This is a genomic window from Gemmatimonadota bacterium, from assembly GCA_016719105.1.
GTDB lineage: Bacteria > Gemmatimonadota > Gemmatimonadetes > Gemmatimonadales > Gemmatimonadaceae > SCN-70-22.
This window is the reverse complement of the sequence record JADKAQ010000008.1, coordinates 322,758-342,351: the sequence shown is the minus strand read 5'-3', so window position 1 is coordinate 342,351 and position 19,594 is coordinate 322,758. Positions and strand designations below refer to the sequence as shown.

Below are 19,594 nucleotides of genomic sequence, written 5' to 3'. Positions count from 1 at the left end.
CACCTCAGGGATGAGCGAATTCATGGCGACGGGCGAATCGCATCGTCGTACCCCGCCGATGAGTCGGCGCGTGGGCGATCGGCATACCCCACGCGAGCTGTCGGCCATCGGCCATGGCGGCAAGTATCGCGTCTGCGTGATCGTCGGGACGCGCCCCGAGGCCATCAAGATGGCCCCGGTCATCCTCGAACTCGCGCAGCACCGCCAGGTCGTCGAGACCGTCGTCGTCACCACGGCGCAGCACCGCGAGATGCTCTCGCAGGCGCTCGATGCCTTCGGCATCAAGCCGCACGTGGACCTCGGGCTGATGTCGACCAAGCAAGCGCTGGCGGACTTCACCGCGCGCGCCATGCTCGCGCTGTCGTCGTGCTTCTCCGAACTGCGCCCCGACGTGGTCCTGGTGCAGGGCGATACGACGACGGTGTTGTGCGCTGCGCTCGCCGCGCACTACCTCGGCATTCCTGTCGGGCACGTCGAGGCCGGGCTGCGGTCGGGGAACCTGCGCAACCCATTCCCCGAGGAACTCAACCGCCGGTTGGCGTCGGTGGTCGCCGACCTGCACTTCGCCCCCACCGAGACGGCGCGCGAGAACCTGCGGCGCGAGGGGGTCCCCGACGAGCGCATCTTCGTCACCGGCAACACGATCGTCGACGCGTTGCGGCGCATGCCCCGCAAGGCGTCGTTTGACGATTCACGCCTCAATGATCTCCCGTGGGAGAAGCGGCGCTTCGTCCTGTGCACCGTGCACCGCCGGGAGAACCTGGGAGAGCCGCTGGCCAACATCTGCCGAGCGCTGGGCGAGCTGGCCACCATGCACACCGACACGCATTTCGTCTTTCCCGTGCACCTGAACCCGCACGTGCGCGACGTGGTGTTCGACGAGCTGTCGGGGATGCCTCGCGTCGAGCTGCTGGACCCGTTAGGCTACGCGGACCTGCTGGAGCTGCTGCGCCGCTCGGAGTTCGCGATGACGGATTCGGGGGGGATCCAGGAAGAATGCCCGTCGCTGGGAAAGCCGGTCCTCATTCTCCGCAAGAACACGGAGCGTCCCGAGGTCGTGGACGCGGGCTTCGGTCGTGTGGTGGGGACCGACACGCTGGCGATCGTGGACGCGGCGACGCTCCTGCTCGACGACTACCGCGAGATCGAGGCGATGACGTCCGGGGAGAACCCGTTCGGCGACGGGATGGCGGCGCAGCGCATCGTGCAAACGCTGATGCGTCGAGCCCCCAAGCACGCCGGGGGGCTCCCGGTACAGGAGGGGCCAGCGCTCCTCCCCACGCGGCGAGTCGTCGAGCCATGACCCTGGAGCGCGGCCGCCATCGCCAGCGGCCGCGCACGGTCGCTGCTCCAACCGTTGTCTCGCGGCGAGCCCTGCTGCAACGGGCGCTTGTGCGGCTGGCGGTTGTCTCAGGCGTGGTGGCCACGCTGGCGGGGGCGCCGTTGCCGGCGCAGGGCTCCGCGACCCCCTCCCTCGATCGTCGCGCCGACCTCTTCGCCGACCGGCACCAGGTGTCTGGCGGATATGGCGACTGGCGGAGCGTCGGATTGCGGCTGTCGGTCCCCGCTGGCACGCGCGACACGTGGTTCGTCGAGGTCCTCCAGCGCTCGGCGTTCGGCGACGCCGGGACGTACGTCAGCGCGGCCAACCAGCACGTCTGGGGTGAGCGCGTCTACAGCTACCTCGGCGTGGGGGGTGGCTCGGGCGACTTCGTCCTCCCCGACCTTCGCCTCGATGCCTCGCTCTCCACCAAGTGGGGGAGGCGTCGAGCACTCGTCACCACGCTCGGTACCACCGTCGTCGACGCCAAGCTGGGCTATCGTGATGTGGGCGGCTTTGGCGCCCTCACCGCCTACCTCTCGCCGCTGGTGGTGGCCGAGGGTGGGGTGCGCGTCACGCGCAGCACCCCCGGCGACGTGGATGCGGCGCGCGGCAACGCCGCCATCACGTTAGGCAGGCAAGGCAAGGCGGTCGTGGTGCTGCGGGGATCGTCCGGGCGCGAGGGGTTCCAGCTGCTCGGCGCCGACGCCGCGGTGCGACGCTTCACCAGCCACGAAGGGGCGGCCTCGTGGCGGCAGTGGCTGGGGCCGTACGGAGGCGTGCTGCTGCAGGGCGAGCACTACCAGAATCCGTTCTACCGGCGCACGGGGGTGACGCTTGGCGTCTTCGCGCACTGGTAGCCGCACGCCACGCGAGCTGGCCGCCTTGGCCCCGTCCAACGACGGGCGCGGGCGGTTGCTGGGGGAGCTGCGCGCCCGCGGGTCGCGCGGAGGGGTCATCGGCGAGCATCGCGCGATGGTCAGTGGGCGCCTCACCCCCTCGCGCGTGCTCAGCATGGTGGTGGTGCCAGTGCTCCTGTCGGCGCTGGTGGCGCTCTCCCTTCAACCGTTAGGCGAGGTGTGGCGTCTCGCGCTCGAGCGCCTCATCCCCTGGCTCGGCCTCCCCGGCCCGATCGGCTTTGCCAGCGCGACGCCGAGCGCGCTGTTCGGCTTCTACGTCCCGCACGTCACCACGCCGGCGCCGCTGCCGGGTGTCTGGCACTACTGGGCCGTCGGGGGGATCTGCGCGTTGGTGCTGGCGGTCTCGCTCGTGCTGCCGGTGCGCCTGATGCCGCTGCGCTACTACCTGCGATTCGCCACGCTCATCCAGCTGTCGAGCATCCTCTACTTCGCGATTCGCCCCGACAGCTTTCCGTACGCCTTGCCGCAGTACACGCTGGGCTTCCTGCAGGCGGGGTGCGCCGTGCTCGTCCTGGTGCCGCTGGTGCTGGGGCTCACGTTCTACCCGTTCGACATCGCCGTGTGGCGCAAGGTGCTGCTGACGGCGATGGTCGTGGGGCACATGGCGGTCCTGCTCCCGCTGCAGGTGGCGCTGCACAGCTATGTGGTGTACCACCTGTCGCTCCTGGCGCTCCCTACAATGTTCTTCCTGTGGGGGCTCTTGATTGAAGTCTTCGTCTTCGTGGCCTTCTACGGCTGGGGGATGAGTTGGCCTGACGCGGCGCGCGCGACGCCGGCGCTGCGCGGTGGCCAGGGCCGGCGAGGGGCGAACGCCGAGGGAGGGGCGCGATGATCGTCACCATCCTCATCGCGCTGCTCTGGGTCGTGGTGGCCATCCTGGTGGTGTACACGGTGCGCCACTACGTCTTCACCTTCAGCCGCCTCTTCGGGCGGCACCGGCAGCCGTATGTGGACATCACCGTGGCCGAGTGGCCCCCGGTGACGGTCTTCATTCCCTGTCACAACGAGCAGCAGGTCATCACCGGGTCGATCGAGGCGTTGCTGGCCGCCGACTATCCGCGCGACCGCCTGACGATCATCCCGATCGACGACCGGTCGACCGACGCCACGGGCGCGATCCTGCGCGACTACGCGGCACGCTATCCCGCGTTGATCAAGCCGGTGTGGCGCACCGGCGGCATGCCGGGAAAGGCGGCGGCGCTCGCGGAGGCGAGTGCCCGCGTGGGGAGCGAGGTGCATCTCGTCTTCGATGCCGACTACATCCCGGGCCCCAAGCTCCTCAAGCAGCTCGTTGCGCCGTTCTTCGACCCCGAGGTGGGGGCGGTGATGGGGCGCGTCGTGCCGCAGAACGTCTCGCGCTCGCTCCTCACGCGGTTGCTCGACCTCGAGCGGGCTGGCGGGTACCAGGTGGACCAGCAGGCCCGCATGAACATGGGGTTGGTGCCGCAGTACGGCGGCACCGTGGGCGGGGTGCGGCGCGAGGCGCTGTCGAGCGTTGGCGGATGGCGCACCGACACGCTGGCCGAAGACACTGACATGACCTTCCGCCTCCTGCTGCGCGGGTGGGAGGTCGTGTACCAGAATCGCTCGGAGTGCTACGAAGAGGTCCCCGAGAACTGGCCCACGCGCATCCGGCAGATCCGGCGCTGGACGCACGGCCACAACCAGGCGCTCACGCGCTACGTCAACAAGCTGCTCGCGCACCCCGGGCACCTGTCGTGGCTCCAGGTGTTGGACGGCACGTTGTTGTTAGGGGTGTTCGCGGTGGGGCCGATCCTCCTGCTGGGCTGGATGCTGGCGCTCGTCCTGTATTACCTGGGCTACCAGCCGTCGTCGAGCATCTTCATGGTGCTCATCGTCTCCGCCTTCAGCACGCTGGGGAACTTCGCGGCCTTCTTCGAGGTGGCCACCGCGACGCGACTCGACGGGTCGCGCAACCGGGTGCGCCTGCTCCCGTTCCTCTTCTTCGGCTTCCTCGTCTCGCTCATGGCGGTGTCGCAGGAGACGATCAAGCAGTTCGTCGGGGGCGGCTTGGGGTGGCGCTCGGCCAAGCGCTGGGACAAGACCGAGCGGTATCGCCAGCCGCAATCCGGCGGCGCGGGGACTGGCGCGGCGACGCACGCCGACGGGGGCGAGGCATGAGCGTCACCCCCTTCCTCCTGCTGCTGGCGGCGACCGCCGCCTGGGTACTCCTGCCGCTCATTCCCGCACTCCGCGAGCTGCTCCGCCCCACCGACGCCGAGCCGCTGAACGCGGTGGGGCACGATGCGGGAGACCTCACCGTCTTTGCGGATGGTTTCCGCGACTATCTCGCGCGGCATCTGCCGGCCGACGCCATCGCGGCCGGGGCGGCGACGCGCGAGGGGGGGAGCACCGCCGTCGCCGCGTCGACCAGGGTCGGGACGCTCGGCGACGGGTCCCCCTATGTGCAGCTGACGGGAGACGGCGCGAGCCTGCGGGACGTGGCGCATGCCGATGGCTCGGTGCCCCGCATCGTCATCGCCGACGGTCCCCTCACCCTGCGGGGCGGCGAGACCTTCCTGCTCGAGTTCCTCGCACGCGGCCCCATGCATGGCGGGCGCGATGCCGTCTATCGCGCCTTGCTCGGGGAGGGCGACGTCTCGCTGGGCGAGGGGTCGGAGGTGCTGCGTTGGGTCCACGCGGCGGGCGACCTCTCACTCGGCGCCGGCAGCATCGTGCACGGTCGCGCGTCGGCGCTGGGGCGCATGCTGCTCGCCCCGAACGTCACCTTCTCGCGCATTCGCGCCGCGCGCATCGCGACCGTCGCGCCCGCGACCGATGCGCCCGCCGCCGACGGAACGACCGATGGCACGGTCGGTGGATCTCTCGAAGATCCGCCGATCCTCCCGCCGGTCATCAGCGGAACGGCGAAGCTCCCGGCGGGGGCCACACGCGAGCGAGGCTACACGCGCATTGCCGGTGACTATACTCTCCCGGCCGGCGGGACGGTCAGCGGCGCCCTGGTGGTCTCCGGTGCATTGGTCGTCGGGGATGGCGCGCGCATTGGCGGGAGCGTGAAGGTCCACGGCGACTGCGTGATCGGCGACGACGTGGTCATCGATGGGACGGTGGTCTGCCGACGCGGGGCGACGCTGGGGCAGCGCTGCCATGTGCGCGGCTCGCTCGCGGTCGAGCGCGACGTGGCGATCGGCGCCGGGAGCTGGATCGGCGGGCCGACGACGCCGGCGTCGGTCGCCGCCGATACGGTGCTCCTTCGCCAGGGGGTCCAGGTCTTCGGTGCCATCTCGGCCAGACACGGCGGGCGCGTCGGGTAGTCGTTCCCGGCGCCGTCGAGTGCCGCAGACTCGCGGCGGAAATCCCACGCGCGTCTGATTTGTGGACCGCGAGCAGCGGTCGACGTCGCGCGGGCCGAAGACGACCTGAGCCGATCGGCGGTCGCATGCGGGGAGCGGACGCGGCGCCTCGATTACCCAAGTCGTTCACAGGCAACGTCTTGTGGATCCTGCCGGTCCGGCCATCCACCCGCGTCGCTGTCGGGGCCCCCTTTCAATAGAGGGGGGAGCCTTCTGGACAGCCGAGGCATACGGCTTGCCTATGTTGGATTGTGACGTAGCTCACCAATCGCCCGTCATGAAATGCCGGGTCGAGCGACTGAGCCGAGTTGCAGGGTGCCGGACGGCGCCCTGTCGAGCAGGACTTCGAAGGAGCTTCCATGCGTACGATGACGCGCACCCTGCGGGGTGCAGTGGCCGCGGTGGCGCTGCTGGTGTCGATCCCGGTCGGGGTCGAGGCGCAGCGAACGGTGTATCCGGGCGGTCCGTGGGTCAGCGATGTTCGCGGTTCGGGTGGCGCTTCTCAGATCACGGGGACGAACCCGCGCAACGGCAACGGGTCGCTGGAGCTTTCCGTGAGCGGCAACCTCGCCGATTGGGGGTGGTTCAACCTCTTTTCGGGCAACCCGGCGACCACGCAGGGGTGGGGGCAGCTCTCGCAGCTGACGCAGGTCGGCTTTGACTGGTACCGCGTGGCGATGGGGCAAACGGGGGACGCGCCGTGGGAGGCGCAGTCGCCCGCGTTGCGCCTGTACGTGCGCAGCGGGTCGATCGGCGCGCCGGTGTACAGCGAGCTGGTGTGGGAGCGCTGGTACACGCTGGCGCAGCCGGCCCCGACCAACCAGTGGATTTCGGAGAACGCCACGAACCAGATGTTCTGGCGCTTCGTGACGGGCGAAGGGTACACGATCGACGACTGCAGCAACCCGCCGGGGATCACGCCGGGGATTCCGCTCAAGACGGCCTCGCCGTCGGCGTGGGGGAATGGCACCAATTGCTACTCGTTAGGCGATGCGGTGGTCTACGGCATCGGGATCGGGGTGGGGAGCAACTGGCCGCACGCGTACAAGGCCTTTGCCGACAACGTCACCCTCGGCTTCAACAACGACCCGGTCCTCGCGGTGCACGACAACTTCGAGCTGCGCTCGAGCGTGACGCCGGAGCCCGCGACGATGATCCTGCTCGGGAGCGGCCTCGCCGGCATCGGCGGGGCGATGGCGCGGCGTCGTCGCCGCACCAGGGGCGACGAGACGGCCTAACCCAGGTCAGCTTGGCGAACCACGGCGGGGTCCAGGCGGGGGAGCCTGGCCCCGCTGTTCCTTTTCCCGGCGCGATTCGGTTGTGCTGAGAGGCGGTGCGGCGCCGAGGGTGCACCATGGCGCTCGACATCGCGCGACGCCTACGGCGTCGCGAGGTGAGGGCGCGCGCACCCGTGCACCGCTCTCGAGTGGGCACGGTGGTGAACAACGCGACGCGCGGTCGAGACGTACGCGACGTTCGCCCACCCGTGCGCGCTGAGGTCGATGCGCCAGCGGCGTGTCATCGCGCGGCATGCGTTCGCTGGATGCGTACGCTGCCGTCCGCATGCGCGCCGATAGCAACCTGCGGGTGTGCGGTGGTCCCGCCTTTCCATTGTCCGTCCCCCACCCGATCGGCACTGCGAGCGCGCCGCAGCGCGTCTCTCCGAGTGGCACAACCTCGAGCGATTCGGGGAGCGGCGCCGCCCGCCGTCCGAAAAAAAGTTCGGTCGACACCTCCGTCCGGCGCTGCCGAGGGGGCGCGACCGGGGGCGACGACCACACGCCGGAAGGACCACGGTGGGTGGATAGCGACCGCACGGGGGGGCTCGCCGGACGCCGTGCATCGCACATCGCCGGGCGGCGTTAGGCGCCATTTTCCCTAGGGAAATCGACGTTAGGCACCTGTTTGCTGCTGACGGGGGTCCCGGAAACGACGCGGCACCAGGATCCCCGGAGACCCTGGTGCCGCATACGTTCGTTCGGGCGGTTGACTTCTCCGCCTGCGTAATTGTAAGACGCGCCGCGCAATTGCGCGAGTCCATCCTGCGATCTCGCGCCCACCCTCCCCCATCGGCGAGTTCCCCTCGACCCCCATCGTGATCGGCGCGTCGCACTGCGCTCGCGCATCGATCGTGTGCCGATCGCATGCTGATCGCATACCGAGCACGGACGAATCGGGGAGGTGGCTACCAACTCCGTGCGAGAATGACCGCCGGTGTCTGCGTGCCGTTCCGCTCAGTGCTGTTCCGCTACGTGCGACCCCGTCGCCTCATCGGGCCGACGCCACATCCTTCCCCCGGCGGGAGCGTTGCAGGTGACGGTTTTCTAGGGGGAGAGGTAGAGGTCGGCGAGCGCATCGGCGATCTCCCACGGGGCCGAGCCGGTGCGATTCGTGAGGACGATGATCGTCAGTCCATCGTCGGGGAACCGCGAGATCGCGTTGGTGAAACCACGCGTCTCCCCGTGATGTCGCAGGCGGGCATGTCCCTTGTAGCGTTCCACGAACCACCCGAAGCCGTACTCCGTCGGCGTCCCGTTGCCCAGGACGAACGCCGTCGTCGCCTGCTGCCAGAGTGAGTCGCCCACCAGCGGTGCACGCCGGAGCGACGCGTCCCAGCGCGCGAGATCGTCGATCGACGAGTAGATGCCGCCATCGCCCAGGACCGCCGAGGTGTTGCTCTGGTCGGTGCGCGTGACGGAATCACCGTGCACCGTGTATCCCCACGCCCGGCGCGGAATGTCGGTGCGCCCTTCCTCGTGGGCGTAGGTGTCGCGCATCTCCAGCGGGACGAAGATCCGTTCGCGCACCAGGTCGGCGAAGCGCTGGCCACTGACGCGCTCGGCGATGAGGGCGAGAAGCGCGTACCCGGTATTCGAGTAACGCCACGATGTCCCCGGCGCGAAGTACAGGCTCTCGGCACGCGTGCTCACGAGGGTGAGCGCATCGGCATCGTGCACCTGGCGCACCTGCGAATCGGGGACGAACGCCTCGTAGTCCCACAGTCCCGAGGTGTGCGTCAGCAGGTGGCGGATGGTGACATCACGCGCGTACGCGGGGAGCTCGGGGAGGCGATCACGCACTGCGTCGTCGAGCGACAGCGCGCCGTCCCGCGCGAGCAGGAGGATCGCCGTCGCGGTGAACTGCTTGGTGAGCGACGCGAGGCGATAGTTGGTCGCCGGCGTCGCCGCGACGTTGCCCTCGACGTCGGACAAGCCGAACGATTCCCGTACCAGCACGGAATCGTGTCGCACGACGAGGACGCTCGCCCCTGGCATGCCGGCAGCGGCAAAGCGCGCGAAGAGTGCCTCGAGCGTGGGGCGCGTGGGAGTTGTGGCCTGGGGAGGACGCTCGCAGGCGGCGAGCGCGAGGGCACACGTGACGCCGGCGAGGAACTGACGCCGCATGCGTGACGCGGTACGCGTGCCACGCGCGCGCACGATGCGTGACGTCAGTGCGGGGCGCGCGCGTGGCGTGTCGAACGTCGGACGATGGCCGCCATCCCCACGATCTCCCACGTCCCCACCAGCGCGAAGTACACGGTCCCCATGAAGAGCGCGCGATACGGTTGTTCGGGCCACATGCCCCCGGAGGTGAAGTGTTGCGCCGCGATGACGTCGGCGGTGATGCCGAGTGCCGGAATGGGGAGTAGCGCCGCGGCGAAGATGGTCCCGAGATACGCAACGACGCCGAGTCCCCAGCAGGTCGCCATGAAGGTCTTCTGTGCGCTGCTGGGGACCGCCCCCAGCAGCACGGGGAGCAGGCGATTGAGCATGAGGGCGAAGAAGGCGATCGCCGGCCAGTTGGAGTCGAAGCCGACGGAGAAGCCCCACGCAAAGAGCATGTAGAATGCGCCAAGGCCGACGAGCGCCGCCGTCTTCAGGATCGTCTTGAGCTCGGAGAGGGCCACCAACCCCGTGAATGGCGCCGAATGCACGATGACGAATTCGAGCAGCGTGAGCACGGTGAGGCGCTTCACCAGCTGCGGGTCGAACGTCATCGGGTGGAGCCAGGTGTACAGGCACACGGCCGACAGCAGGAAGTCGGGGAGGGCGGAGAAGACCGCACCCCCTATCGATGCCTGCGCGATGGCCTGGTTGGTGGGACGCGGAGGAGCGGGCACGAAACGCGAGTGGAAGACAGGAAGGCTCGAAGGCGCTAAGATGGGCGCGCGTGGTGCAAACATGCGCATCCATTGCGCACGGGGGAACAACGGGGGAACATCGGAACCGCATCGCGCGACGCGCGGTACGATGGCATGGGATGTCTCGGACGGTTCACGGCTTTGGAGCTGACGATGCGGAGTTCCGTGATGCGAGCGATGGCCGGGCGGTCGGCACTGGTGATGGCGACCAGCCTTGTGGCGACGAGCGGGCAGGCGCAGGAGCGCAACCCGACGCTCTCCGGGCGCGGGACGCTCGAGGGTGAGCGCGGAAACACGCGCGACGTACGTGAGGTGCGACTGACGCTGCGCCGCAACGCGGACTTTGCGGCGACCGTGGTGCTGCGCAACTCCACGGTCGTGCTGCGCGGGACGTGGCGCCGACAGGGGATGGGGAACGTCGACCGCATCGAGTTGCGCGAGGCCGAGGGGGGCGCCGTGCGTGGCGAAGGGATGTTGGCCTATGCGGATCGTGACGCGATGATTCCGCAGCGACTCTCGCTGTCGTGGAGCGGTCGTGCGGGGGTCTCCCGTCTGGAGGTCGAGGACCGCACCGTGATCGACGAGGGCGATCGTCCCGACCGTCCGGATCGTCCCGGGCGTCCCGGGCGTCTCGACAGCTGGAGTGCCGGGGCAGGATCGCAGGTGTATCGCAATCTCGACTCGCGCGCCGTGGGCGATGGCTTCGCGCGCATGTCGGGGGTGCGCGGGGGGGCCTTCTCGATCGTGCGCGCCCGGATCGGGACGGGGGGCGAAGTGGTGCTCGACGTGGACGAGCCCACCAAGGGGGAGATCCGCGGCCGCGTGCGCCGCGTGCAGGAGCGACGCGTGGAGGTGAGCGTGAGCGCGATCTTCGGCTACACCGCGTCGGGGACGCTCACGCTGGTGTTGCGCGACGCCGACGAGGTGCAGCGCATCGACGGCGACGGCTCGGGGGAGCGCGGCGCATGGACGCTCGAGTTCCGCGGGCGCGGATTGCCTAACGACTATCGCCCGGGCCTCGGCGGCGGTGAGGGGCCGTTCGGGGGCGCGAGTGCCCTCGACGGCGACGAACGTGGGCGTGGGACGCTGGCGCAGGATGTGGGGCCGACCCTGGAGATCACACGGGCGCGCGTCGAACTCGACGACGACCGCAGCGGGCGACTCCTGCTCGAGTCGCGACGCGAGCGCGTGAGCATCGAGGGGCGCTGGACGTCGACCGGCGGGCGCGTCGAGTTCGACATTCGGCGCATCAACGACCGGGTGGCGAGCGGGCGCCTCACGATCCGCCGCGAAGGACGCAGCTTCTCGACCATCGATGGTGAGGGGCGCACCAGTGGCGGGCGCTTCTCGCTCGTCTTCGCCGCGCGCTGACGCGTTGATCGACCGAATGCCACGGGGGCCCCGGTGCGCGATGCACCGGGGCCCCCGTCGTTCGTACGGCGCGCGGCGGCGCGCCTCCCATCGGACCCTTCGCCTACATCTTCGGGCGCGGTCCGTCGAGCTCCTCGATCGTCTTGGTGGACGCGGGGCGCTGCCGACGCAGCTTCGCGGCGATGCGTTCATTCTCCGACATCACGCGGAGCACGTTCTCCCCCGCAACCTTGCGCAGGTCGCTCTCGCTCCAGCCGCGCTTGGAGAGCTCGACGAGCAAGGCGGGGAAGGTGGAGACATCGCCCAGCCCGTCAGGGAGTTCGTTCCCGGTGCCGTCGTAGTCGCTGCCGAGTCCGACGTTGTTCACGCTGGCCACCTTGCGGATGTGCTCGATGTGGTCGGCGACGTCGGCAATGGTGGCGTTCACGAACGGGTGCGTGCGTTCCCACTCCTTCAGGTCACGCCTCGCCGCGGCACTGTCTCCCGCGTGGCGCTTGAGGGCGGCCTCGGCCTGCTCGCCCTGTGCCTGCTTCCACGCCACCACCTTGTTGGAGGTGAAGCCGGGGACGAAGGCGACCATCACCACGCCGCCGTTCTTCGGGAGGCGCTGGAGGATGGAGTCGGGGACGTTGCGCGGCACGTCGACCAGCGCGCGCGCCGCGGAGTGCGAGAAGATCACCGGCGACTCGGTCACGTTGAGCGCATCGCTCATCGTGCCGGGGGAGACGTGCGAGAGGTCGACGAGCATCCCCAGGCGGTTCATCTCGCGGACGACTTCCTCGCCGAACTTTGTGAGCCCGCCGTGCAGGAGCTTGTCCTGCGCCGCGTCGGCCCAGTCGAGCGTGACGTTGTGCGTGAGCGTGAGGTAGCGCGCGCCGAGGTCGTAGTAGGCGCGCAGGGCACCTAACGAGTTTTCGAGGGCGTGCCCGCCTTCCATGCCCAGGAGCGAGCCGACCTTGCCGGCCGCCTTGGCGCGGCGCACGTCGGCGGCGGTGAGCGAGAGGCTGAAGGCGTCGGGGTACTTGGCGATAATGCGCTTGGCGATGTCGATCTGCTCGAGCTGGATGCGCGCGTAGCCCGAGTCCTTGACCTCGCCCGGGATGTAGACCGACCAGAACTGACCGCCGACCATTCCCTGCTTGAGGCGGGCGATGTCGGTGTTCCCCGAGGTGCGCGTGCGCAGGTCGTACGCCTCCACGTCGCGCGGAGCGGTCTTCACCTCTTCGCGAATGTACCACGGGAGGTCGTTGTGCCCGTCGACGAGCGGTGTGGTGCGCAGGACGCGGCGCACCTTGGCCCAGTGGGCGTCGTCGGTGCCTCCCTTGGCCTGCGCGACGGCGCCGGAGCTGACGACGAGCGAGAGGACGGCGACGGTACCGAGGTGACGTGAGAGGTTGGTCATTGGGCGAGGAGGTCGACCTTTACCGCCGGGGCGATGGTCGTGTAGTTGAGGGCGTTGATGGCAGCGGAGATGTAGTACGTCCCGGCCGGAAGCACCGTGGTCGTGGTCCCGCTCGGGACGAAGTCGGAGCGGCCGGTCCACACGAACCTGCGCGTGATGACGCCGTTGGGCGGAAAGGTGTCGACCACCGGGCTGACGAGCGGGATACAGAGCCGTTGTCCGTTCGGTGGAACGACGACCTGCCCGGTCGCCGATCGAATGGTCACCAGGAAGCGACAGTCGGTGCCGTAGGCCACGAGTGCGGCGCTGGTGAGGGCGCTCGTGGCAATCACGCTGATGGTGTCGGGCTTGCCGACGCGAAAGGTCTTGGTGCTGAACCCGAGCGAGAGGACGATGGGCTCTTCGCCGATCGTGGGAATCACGGGGTCCTGCGCACAGCCGAGGGAGAGTCCCGCGAGTGCGATCGCGAGGAGGCGTCTGGTCATGTGCTTGATTGTAGAGGGCATCCGGCGATCCGCCAGCCGTGCGGGGGGGCGGCGACGGTCGTCGCCTGCACTACGATGCCAGTCAGGACGCTCCTTGCGACCCGTTTCGGGGGGCGTTGGTTCCGCGGAGCGCGTCTGGCGCCCCACAATCGCGAGCCGGCCCCGTCTGATGCTGGACGTGCCGGACGACGGCCGGCTCGTTCGGCGCTGACTGTCGGTTACTGTGGGGTGTCGCTGGGTGGCGCTGGGTGGCGCTGTTTGGAGTCAGGTGGTGGGGGACGGGGGACGAGTTCGCGACGCGGCGTGCGTGGCCCTCCGCAGCGCGCCACGGCCGCGAGCCGGCCGCGCCCTCCGGTCGCTCAGTGCGCCGTGCTGAGGTTGTACCGCATGATGCGCCCGTGGCGCCCGGTGCGGTCGCGCTCCAGGTGGTAGACCTCGCCCGTGGGGCCGCTGGCACGCGCCAGGACGGCGTCGAGTGAGCGGCGATCGTCGTCCGTGAGCTGCAACGACAGGGCGGCGCGCGTCGCGCCAAGGTGCCCGGCGTGGCGCGCGCCGATGATGGCGGCTGCGACCCCTGGCTGGTCGAGCACCCAGCGGATCGCGACCGTCCCGATGCGCACCTGGTGCTGCCGCGCGATCGCGTCGAGCGCCCGCAGCAGCTCCTGGAAGAGCGCCCACCCCCCGAACTCCTCGATGATGAGCTTGTACTTGGTGAGCGAGCGGTTCTCCAGCGGTTCGGACGGTTCCTCGACGCCGAGCCACTTCTCCGAGAGAAAGCCGCCCGCGAGTGAGCCGAAGGCGAGCATCCCCACGCCGTGGGCTCGGCAGAGCGCCGTCATCGTCCCGGCGGCGCGCCGGTCGAGGAGCGAGTACTGCAGCTGGTGCGAGACGATCGGGACCCCGCCCTCGAGCAACGCCCGCAGGTGCACGCTGTCGAAGTTGGTCACGGCGAGGTGGCGGATCTTCCCCTCCTGGCGCAGCGCATCGAGGTAGCGCGCCGTGTCGAGGAGTCCCGGGATGTCGTAATCCCACCAGTGGAACTGCACGAGGTCGAGGGCGCGCACGCCCAGACGCTCGCGCGAGCGGTCGATGATGCGGCGGATGTCGTGCGCGGTGAGCGAAGCGAGCGCCCCCAGGTCGGGGACGAACTTGGTGTGCACGCGCAGCTGCTCGCCGGCGCGCTGGTGCCCCGGGCGCCACTGGCGCAGGAATTCGCCGATGAGCTCCTCGACGCCGGTGTAGATGTCGGCGCAGTCGAAGGTGGTGATCCCCGCTTCGGCAAAGGCCTGCATGTCGGCGATGGCCTGGGCGCGATCGATCGTACCGTGCCCCCCCGCCAGCTGCCATCCGCCCTTGATGAGGCGCGAGATGCGATAGCTAGGGGCGAGGTCGATGTGTGTGGCGGAGTGCGGGCTCATCGCGCGTTCGCCTCTGGGGTGCCGGCGTCCGAGGTCGCCATCGGGACCACGGTGACGTCGCCGTGCCGAAAGGTGCGCGTGCCGATGCGGGTGATGCGGAAACGCGCGCCGCAGTGGGGATCGACACAGGCGATGTCGGTGTCGGTCGTCATCCAATCGGCGGGATGCGTCTCGCGCTGCTTGGCCGGGAGGATGGGGAGGATTCCGGCCAGCGAGTAGATCGGGAAGGACTGCCCGTCGGGGAAGCGGAGGTTCTCGCCGGAGAGCTCGAACCAGTCACCCGCGCGATGGTTGCACACCATCGGTCGCTCGGTGGCGATGACCTCCACGCGCAGGTCGTACAGCGTGAAGCGATCGTCGGCGTGGGATGTCGCGGGTTCCATGCAGGCTCCTTCCCGGGGTTGGGGCGCGCTGTATGATAACGCCCGTGCGTCCCCCCCTCGAATTCCACGGCCGCCTGGCTGGCGCGCTCGCCCCGTTCGTCCTCTTCCTCGCCGGCGTCGCCTGGTTGGCGCTGTCGGGGGCGCCGGACGAAAAAGGGTTCTGGCCCATCCTCCTGGCAGCGCTCGCGCTGGGGCTCGCCCTGGCGCGCGACCGCACGCAGTACAGCGAGACGGTGATTGCCGCGATGGCGCAGCCGGTGGTCATGCTGATGATCATGGCCTGGCTCCTGAGCGGGGTGCTGGGCGTCGTGCTCAACGAGTCGGGGTTCGTCCAGGCGCTGGTGTGGGGGGCGCGCTCGCTGCATCTGACGGGGGCGGCGTACGTCGGGGCGGCGTTCCTGATCTGCTGCGTAGTGTCCACCTCCACCGGGACGAGCTTCGGGACGATCATGCTGGCCGGGCCGCTCCTCTATCCCGCGGGGGGCGCGCTGGCGGCACCGCCTGCGGTGTTGATGGGGGCGATCCTGGCGGGGGCGACGTTCGGCGACTCAATCTCACCGGTCTCGGACACCTCGATCGCCAGCGCCGGCTCGCAGCTCACCGACGTTCCCGGTACGGTGCGAGCGCGCCTCAAGTACGTCATCCCGGCCGGGGCGCTGGCCCTCGTGGCCAGCGTGGTGCTGGCCCTGCGCGGCGCCCCCTCGTTAGGTGCGCTCACGCCGGGGGCCGCGGGCGATCCGCTCGGTGCGGCGACTGGTGCGGCGGGTGGTGCGGCGGGTGGTGCCGCCCTCCCCATGCTCCTCGTGCCGCTCGTGGTCATCACGATGCTGGTGCGGCGGCGCCACCTGCTCGAGGGGCTGTTCGCCGGGATCGTCCTCGCCCTGGGGCTGGGCATGGCCCTCGGCCTCATCGCGCCGGCCCGGGTGCTGTACATCGATGCCGCTGCCTTCGGGGCCAAGGGGCTCATCATCGATGGCATCTCGCGCGGGCTCGGCGTCTCGATCTTCACGATCCTGCTCATTGGCCTCGTGGGGGCGCTGCAGGCGTCGAGTTCGGTGGAAGGGGTCCTCACCTGGGCGCGCACGACCACCGTTTCGCCACGGCGCGCCGAGGTGTGGATCGTGACCGCGGTCTCGGCTGCGGTGCTCCTGACGACACACTCGGTGGTGGCCATCCTCACCGTCGGCGCCTTCGCCCGCGAGCTCGGGGAGCGGGCGGCGTTGAGCCCCTATCGCCGGGCCAACCTGCTCGACATGACGGTGTGCACGTACCCGTTTCTCTTGCCGTACTTCCTGCCCACGATCCTCGCCTCGAGCGCCAGCGCGTCGGGGGCCGACTTTGGCATGCCGCGCGTGGCGCCGCTCGCGATCGGGATGATGAACACGTACGCGTGGGCGTTGGTGCTTGCGATCGCGGTGGCGATCGTCACGGGGTTCGGGCGAGGGGAAGGGCGCGGCGCGCGTTAGGTGCGGAGCGCTCCCCCCATCTGCCGTTCCTCCACTTGTTCGCACGTCTCCTCGGGCCCCAGGGGTCGACGCAATACCTGACGCCGGTGACCTTGGCCTTCAGGGTGAATCGCCCGGTGGACGGCAGCGACACCTTGATGAGTGGCGCGTGCTGGCCAGCGTGCTGGCCATTGTGCTGGCTGTGGTGCGCATCGCGAGATCGCGAGCATGGACAGCGGCGTGCGGCGAGCCCCATTCTTTACGCACCGTGCGCCCGCCCGATCCCACTTCGCCCCTCGCTGCCATGCGCCCGCTCCTCGCCGTCGCCCTTTCGTCGCTGCTCGCGGCGCCCTGCATCGCGGCCCAGGCACCGCGTGACGCGTACCTCGCGCGCGCCCGGCGCCTCATGCGCGAGGCGCCGTTCATCGACACGCACAACGACCTCCCCGAGATGTCGCGCCTCAGGTCGGGGTTCGATCTCGAGCGCTACGATCCCGACAAGGGGCTCCCCGACCTCGACACCGACCTGCCGCGAGCGGTGAAGGGGATGGTGGGGGGGCAGTTCTGGGCCGCGTACGTCCCGTCCGGGTACGAGGGGAAAGGAGCGGGGACGATGGTGCTCGAGGAGATCGACATGGTCCACCGGATGATCGCTCGCTCGCCGCGCCTGCGTTACGCCACCACGGCCGACGACATCGTGCGCATCCACCGCACGGGAAAGATCGCCTCGCTCATCGGCATCGAAGGCGGGCACGCGATCGACAACTCGTTAGGGATGCTGCGTGATGTGTACCGGCTGGGCGTGCGTTACATGACCCTCACGCACGGGTCGACGACCGCCTGGGCCGACGCCTCCACCGATGCGCCGCGCCACGGCGGGTTGAGCCCCTTTGGCGAGGAGGTGGTGAAGGAGATGAACCGGCTGGGGATGATGGTCGACATCTCGCACGTGTCCGACGGCGTGATGAGCGACGTGGCGCGCTTGAGTGAGGCGCCGCTCTTCTTCTCGCACTCGTCGGTGCGCGCGCTGGCCGACCACCCGCGCAACGTCCCCGACTCGATCCTGACGCTCGTGAAGAAGAAGGATGGCGTGGTGATGGTGAACGCCTACCCGGCCTTCGTCGACTCGACCGGCGCGCGCCTCATGCGCAACGTCTTCGAGGTGGAGCGCAAGCTGCGCGTCCAGTTCGCTGCCGAACCCGCCAAGGCCGACTCGGCCTTCGGCGCCTATATCAACAGCGTCCCCCCCACCACGCTCGAACGCTACGTCGACCACATCGACTACATCGTGAAGTTCATCGGCGTCGACCACGTGGGGATCGGCGCGGACCTGGGCGCCATCGAGCAGCACCCCACGGGGCTGGAGGACATCTCGAAGTTCCCCAACCTGGTGGCCGAGCTGCTGCGGCGCGGCTACTCGGACGCCGATGCGAAGAAGATCATGGGGGGGAACCTCCTGCGGGTGATGCGCAAGACCGAGGCGGTGGCCCGGCGGCTGCAAAAGACGCAGAAGCCAGGGGTCGCGCGCCTCACCGAGAAGGTGGCGAGCGACGCGCCGTAGCGCCTAACGCTGCTCGCCTTCCCACGCCGTCAACGCCGCCTTGAAGCCGGCGTCGATGGCGGCGGCCCCGCCGCGCGCGCGCGCCGCGGCAAAGACGCCGTGGATCTCCTCGTCCCACTCCTTCTCGCGGCTCCACGCCTCGAGGAGGAGCTCGACGATGCGCCGGTCGACGGCGGCGGCCTCCTTGTCATGCTGCATCTCGCGCAGGATCGCGCTCTCCTCCTCGAGCAGGCGCGCCCACAGCCGCAGCCGTCGCGGATCGCTCACGAGGTTGGCGGCGGTGCGCGAGTCGACCATCATCGCCATCGCCGAGGCGGGGCCCAGCAGCTCCACGGTGGCCTGATGGACCTCCTGACGCGCCCCCATCAGGTCGCCGTCGGACTTGCGCTTGAGGATGCGCGCGATCGCGGCGGCGATGCGCTCGATCATGCGCAGGATGTAGTCCCGTTGTACCAACGCCATGCTCGTGCCCGGATGAGGGAGTCACGACCAGTCTAGAAGCCCTCCCGCGAATAGTCGATGGCTCCCGGTCGGCGGCGAGCGGGCGACGGTAGCTCTTACATTTCCCGAGTGTCGACGTCTCATCTCGCAGAGGACGCCACAGACTCCCCGCACGCGCCCATGACCGACGAAACGATCGCCACCTTACGACGCATCCTCTTCGCCACGCTCGCCGTCGGGGCGGTGGGGACCGAGGGCGAGCTGCTCCTGCTGGGGCACTTCGAGGATTGGCGGCAGTATGGGCCACTCGTCCTGCTCGCGCTCGTGCTCGGGACGCAGGGGTGGTTCGTGGCCACGCGCTCGGCGTCGAGCATTCGCGGCCTTCGCGCCGCGATGTGGCTGTGCATCGTGAGCGGCGTCCTTGGCGTCTATTTCCATGTGACGGGTAACATGGAGTTCGAGCTGGAGATGAGCCCCGGCGCCGCCGGGTGGGCGCTCTGGCGCGAAGTGATGACCGGCGCGACCCCGGCGCTCGCTCCGGGGGCGATGGTACAGCTCGGGCTCATCGGCCTCGCCTGGGCGTACCGACATCCGGCGCTCGGGCGGGTGCCTAACGCCCCCTGATCCGCAACCCGCCTCGCCAAACCCCTGATGATCACCGTTCGCCTTGAGTCCCTGACCCAATCTGGAGGAGTCGCATGTCTCGCTTGACCCGCACGATCGCCGGCGCGCTCGTCACCGCCCTCGCCGCTGCAACGCTCGCGACCAGCGCCCGCGCGCAGGTGGGGCGCACCGCCGGGATGCTCGATCCCAACCTCGCCACCGAGGCTGAGCTCACCGCGGTCCCCAACATCACGCCGGAACTGGCGAAGACGATCATCGGCAAGCGCCCCTTCCTGCGCCCGTCCGACTTCACGACGGTGCTCGCGGGGCTCAGCAAGGAGCAGCAGGCGCAGACGTACGCCAAGCTCTGGCTGCACCTCGACCTCAACACGGCCAGCGACGAGGAGATCCTCTCCGTGCCCGGCATCGGTAACCGCATGCTGCGCGAGTTCAAGGAGTACCGCCCCTACAAGGCGCTGGCGCAGTTCAAGCGCGAGATGGGGAAGTACGTGAAGCCCGAGGAGGTCGATCGCATGGCCGGCTACGTCTTCGTGCCGATGGACCTCAACACCGCGAGCGATGAAGACCTGCTCACCATCCCGGGACTCGGCAACCGCATGCTGCGGGAATTCAAGGAGTACCGCCCGTACAAGGCGGTCGAGCAGTTCCGGCGCGAGATGGGGAAGTACGTGAAGCCGGGCGAAGTCTCCCGGCTCGAGCGGTACATCGTGATCCAGTAGTGGAGTGGCGCGGATGGACTCGTTGCAT

Annotated in this window: 18 protein-coding genes; 11 read left to right on the top strand and 7 right to left on the bottom strand. The window is 69.4% G+C overall.

Annotated elements, in window-relative coordinates; all coding sequences use genetic code 11:
• Positions 1-58 precede the first annotated feature (58 nt).
• The 6 genes from wecB (at position 59) to IPN47_11920 (ending at position 6,814) form a co-directional block, all read left to right on the top strand.
• A complete protein-coding gene (gene wecB / locus IPN47_11945; GenBank protein ID MBK9408737.1) occupies positions 59-1,303 on the top strand; it encodes a UDP-N-acetylglucosamine 2-epimerase (non-hydrolyzing) in 1,245 nt (414 codons plus the stop codon).
• Complete coding sequence (gene yaiO / locus IPN47_11940; GenBank protein MBK9408736.1) at positions 1,300-2,181, top strand: YaiO family outer membrane beta-barrel protein; 882 nt, start codon at positions 1,300-1,302, stop codon at positions 2,179-2,181. Before wecB ends, yaiO begins: the two co-directional genes overlap by 4 nt.
• Positions 2,182-2,206: 25 nt before the next feature.
• Entirely contained in the window at positions 2,207-3,073 is an 867-nt protein-coding gene (locus IPN47_11935; GenBank protein ID MBK9408735.1) for a hypothetical protein, read from the top strand.
• Positions 3,070-4,383, top strand: coding sequence for a glycosyltransferase family 2 protein (locus tag IPN47_11930; protein MBK9408734.1), 1,314 nt, complete (start codon positions 3,070-3,072; stop codon positions 4,381-4,383). The genes IPN47_11935 and IPN47_11930 overlap by 4 nt, the downstream gene beginning before the upstream one ends.
• The gene (locus tag IPN47_11925) at positions 4,380-5,537 is read left to right on the top strand and encodes a hypothetical protein (GenBank protein MBK9408733.1); all 1,158 of its coding nucleotides are present in this window, start codon (positions 4,380-4,382) and stop codon (positions 5,535-5,537) included. The genes IPN47_11930 and IPN47_11925 overlap by 4 nt, the downstream gene beginning before the upstream one ends.
• A gap of 398 nt (positions 5,538-5,935) precedes the next feature.
• Positions 5,936-6,814, top strand: coding sequence for a PEP-CTERM sorting domain-containing protein (locus tag IPN47_11920; GenBank protein ID MBK9408732.1), 879 nt, complete (start codon positions 5,936-5,938; stop codon positions 6,812-6,814).
• A 1,086-nt stretch (positions 6,815-7,900) separates the two neighbouring features.
• Here IPN47_11920 and IPN47_11915 read toward each other — a convergent pair.
• The gene (locus IPN47_11915; protein MBK9408731.1) at positions 7,901-8,980 is read right to left on the bottom strand and encodes a beta-lactamase family protein; all 1,080 of its coding nucleotides are present in this window, start codon (positions 8,978-8,980) and stop codon (positions 7,901-7,903) included.
• Positions 8,981-9,024: 44 nt separating this feature from the next.
• The gene (locus tag IPN47_11910; GenBank protein ID MBK9408730.1) at positions 9,025-9,696 is read right to left on the bottom strand and encodes a hypothetical protein; all 672 of its coding nucleotides are present in this window, start codon (positions 9,694-9,696) and stop codon (positions 9,025-9,027) included.
• A 174-nt stretch (positions 9,697-9,870) separates the two neighbouring features.
• Between IPN47_11910 and IPN47_11905 the strand changes: the two genes are divergently transcribed.
• Positions 9,871-11,088, top strand: coding sequence for a hypothetical protein (locus tag IPN47_11905; GenBank protein MBK9408729.1), 1,218 nt, complete (start codon positions 9,871-9,873; stop codon positions 11,086-11,088).
• 103 nt (positions 11,089-11,191) lie between these two features.
• Here IPN47_11905 and IPN47_11900 read toward each other — a convergent pair whose 3' ends face one another.
• The 4 genes from IPN47_11900 to IPN47_11885 form a co-directional block, all read right to left on the bottom strand.
• Positions 11,192-12,490: a dipeptidase gene (locus IPN47_11900; GenBank protein MBK9408728.1), complete on the bottom strand. Its 1,299-nt coding sequence runs from the start codon at positions 12,488-12,490 to the stop codon at positions 11,192-11,194.
• Complete coding sequence (locus IPN47_11895; protein MBK9408727.1) at positions 12,487-12,975, bottom strand: hypothetical protein; 489 nt, start codon at positions 12,973-12,975, stop codon at positions 12,487-12,489. The genes IPN47_11900 and IPN47_11895 overlap by 4 nt, the downstream gene beginning before the upstream one ends.
• 359 nt (positions 12,976-13,334) lie before the next feature.
• Positions 13,335-14,393, bottom strand: coding sequence for an aldo/keto reductase (locus IPN47_11890; protein ID MBK9408726.1), 1,059 nt, complete (start codon positions 14,391-14,393; stop codon positions 13,335-13,337).
• Positions 14,390-14,776, bottom strand: a complete 387-nt coding sequence (locus IPN47_11885; GenBank protein MBK9408725.1) for a TIGR04076 family protein — start codon at positions 14,774-14,776, stop codon at positions 14,390-14,392. Before IPN47_11885 ends, IPN47_11890 begins: the two co-directional genes overlap by 4 nt.
• A 44-nt stretch (positions 14,777-14,820) precedes the next feature.
• On the opposite strand from IPN47_11885, the gene IPN47_11880 reads away from it, so the two are divergent.
• Entirely contained in the window at positions 14,821-16,242 is a 1,422-nt protein-coding gene (locus IPN47_11880) for a hypothetical protein (GenBank protein MBK9408724.1), read from the top strand.
• A gap of 283 nt (positions 16,243-16,525) precedes the next feature.
• Complete coding sequence (locus IPN47_11875) at positions 16,526-17,782, top strand: dipeptidase (protein MBK9408723.1); 1,257 nt, start codon at positions 16,526-16,528, stop codon at positions 17,780-17,782.
• Between the two features lie 3 nt (positions 17,783-17,785).
• Here IPN47_11875 and IPN47_11870 read toward each other — a convergent pair whose 3' ends face one another.
• Positions 17,786-18,244 carry a hypothetical protein gene (locus IPN47_11870; GenBank protein ID MBK9408722.1) on the bottom strand — a complete coding sequence of 153 codons (459 nt, stop codon included), beginning with the start codon at positions 18,242-18,244 and terminating at the stop codon, positions 17,786-17,788.
• Positions 18,245-18,403: 159 nt separating this feature from the next.
• On the opposite strand from IPN47_11870, the gene IPN47_11865 reads away from it, so the two are divergent.
• A complete protein-coding gene (locus tag IPN47_11865; GenBank protein ID MBK9408721.1) occupies positions 18,404-18,847 on the top strand; it encodes a hypothetical protein in 444 nt (147 codons plus the stop codon).
• 74 nt (positions 18,848-18,921) lie between these two features.
• On the top strand, positions 18,922-19,566 hold the full coding sequence (locus IPN47_11860; protein ID MBK9408720.1) for a hypothetical protein: 645 nt from the start codon (positions 18,922-18,924) through the stop codon (positions 19,564-19,566).
• The last annotated feature ends 28 nt before the right edge of the window (positions 19,567-19,594 follow it).

What these genes read in the sequence shown, in the direction of transcription:
- wecB (MBK9408737.1), top strand. Translation starts at nt 59, where the DNA reads ATGAGTCGGCGCGTGGGCGATCGGCATACCCCACGCGAGCTGTCGGCC.
- yaiO (MBK9408736.1), top strand. Translation starts at nt 1,300, where the DNA reads ATGACCCTGGAGCGCGGCCGCCATCGCCAGCGGCCGCGCACGGTCGCT.
- IPN47_11930 (MBK9408734.1), top strand. Translation starts at nt 3,070, where the DNA reads ATGATCGTCACCATCCTCATCGCGCTGCTCTGGGTCGTGGTGGCCATC.
- IPN47_11925 (MBK9408733.1), top strand. Translation starts at nt 4,380, where the DNA reads ATGAGCGTCACCCCCTTCCTCCTGCTGCTGGCGGCGACCGCCGCCTGG.
- IPN47_11920 (MBK9408732.1), top strand. Translation starts at nt 5,936, where the DNA reads ATGCGTACGATGACGCGCACCCTGCGGGGTGCAGTGGCCGCGGTGGCG.
- IPN47_11915 (MBK9408731.1), bottom strand. Translation starts at nt 8,980, where the DNA reads ATGCGGCGTCAGTTCCTCGCCGGCGTCACGTGTGCCCTCGCGCTCGCC.
- IPN47_11905 (MBK9408729.1), top strand. Translation starts at nt 9,871, where the DNA reads ATGCGGAGTTCCGTGATGCGAGCGATGGCCGGGCGGTCGGCACTGGTG.
- IPN47_11900 (MBK9408728.1), bottom strand. Translation starts at nt 12,490, where the DNA reads ATGACCAACCTCTCACGTCACCTCGGTACCGTCGCCGTCCTCTCGCTC.
- IPN47_11895 (MBK9408727.1), bottom strand. Translation starts at nt 12,975, where the DNA reads ATGACCAGACGCCTCCTCGCGATCGCACTCGCGGGACTCTCCCTCGGC.
- IPN47_11890 (MBK9408726.1), bottom strand. Translation starts at nt 14,393, where the DNA reads ATGAGCCCGCACTCCGCCACACACATCGACCTCGCCCCTAGCTATCGC.
- IPN47_11885 (MBK9408725.1), bottom strand. Translation starts at nt 14,776, where the DNA reads ATGGAACCCGCGACATCCCACGCCGACGATCGCTTCACGCTGTACGAC.
- IPN47_11875 (MBK9408723.1), top strand. Translation starts at nt 16,526, where the DNA reads ATGCGCCCGCTCCTCGCCGTCGCCCTTTCGTCGCTGCTCGCGGCGCCC.
- IPN47_11870 (MBK9408722.1), bottom strand. Translation starts at nt 18,244, where the DNA reads ATGGCGTTGGTACAACGGGACTACATCCTGCGCATGATCGAGCGCATC.
- IPN47_11865 (MBK9408721.1), top strand. Translation starts at nt 18,404, where the DNA reads ATGACCGACGAAACGATCGCCACCTTACGACGCATCCTCTTCGCCACG.
- IPN47_11860 (MBK9408720.1), top strand. Translation starts at nt 18,922, where the DNA reads ATGTCTCGCTTGACCCGCACGATCGCCGGCGCGCTCGTCACCGCCCTC.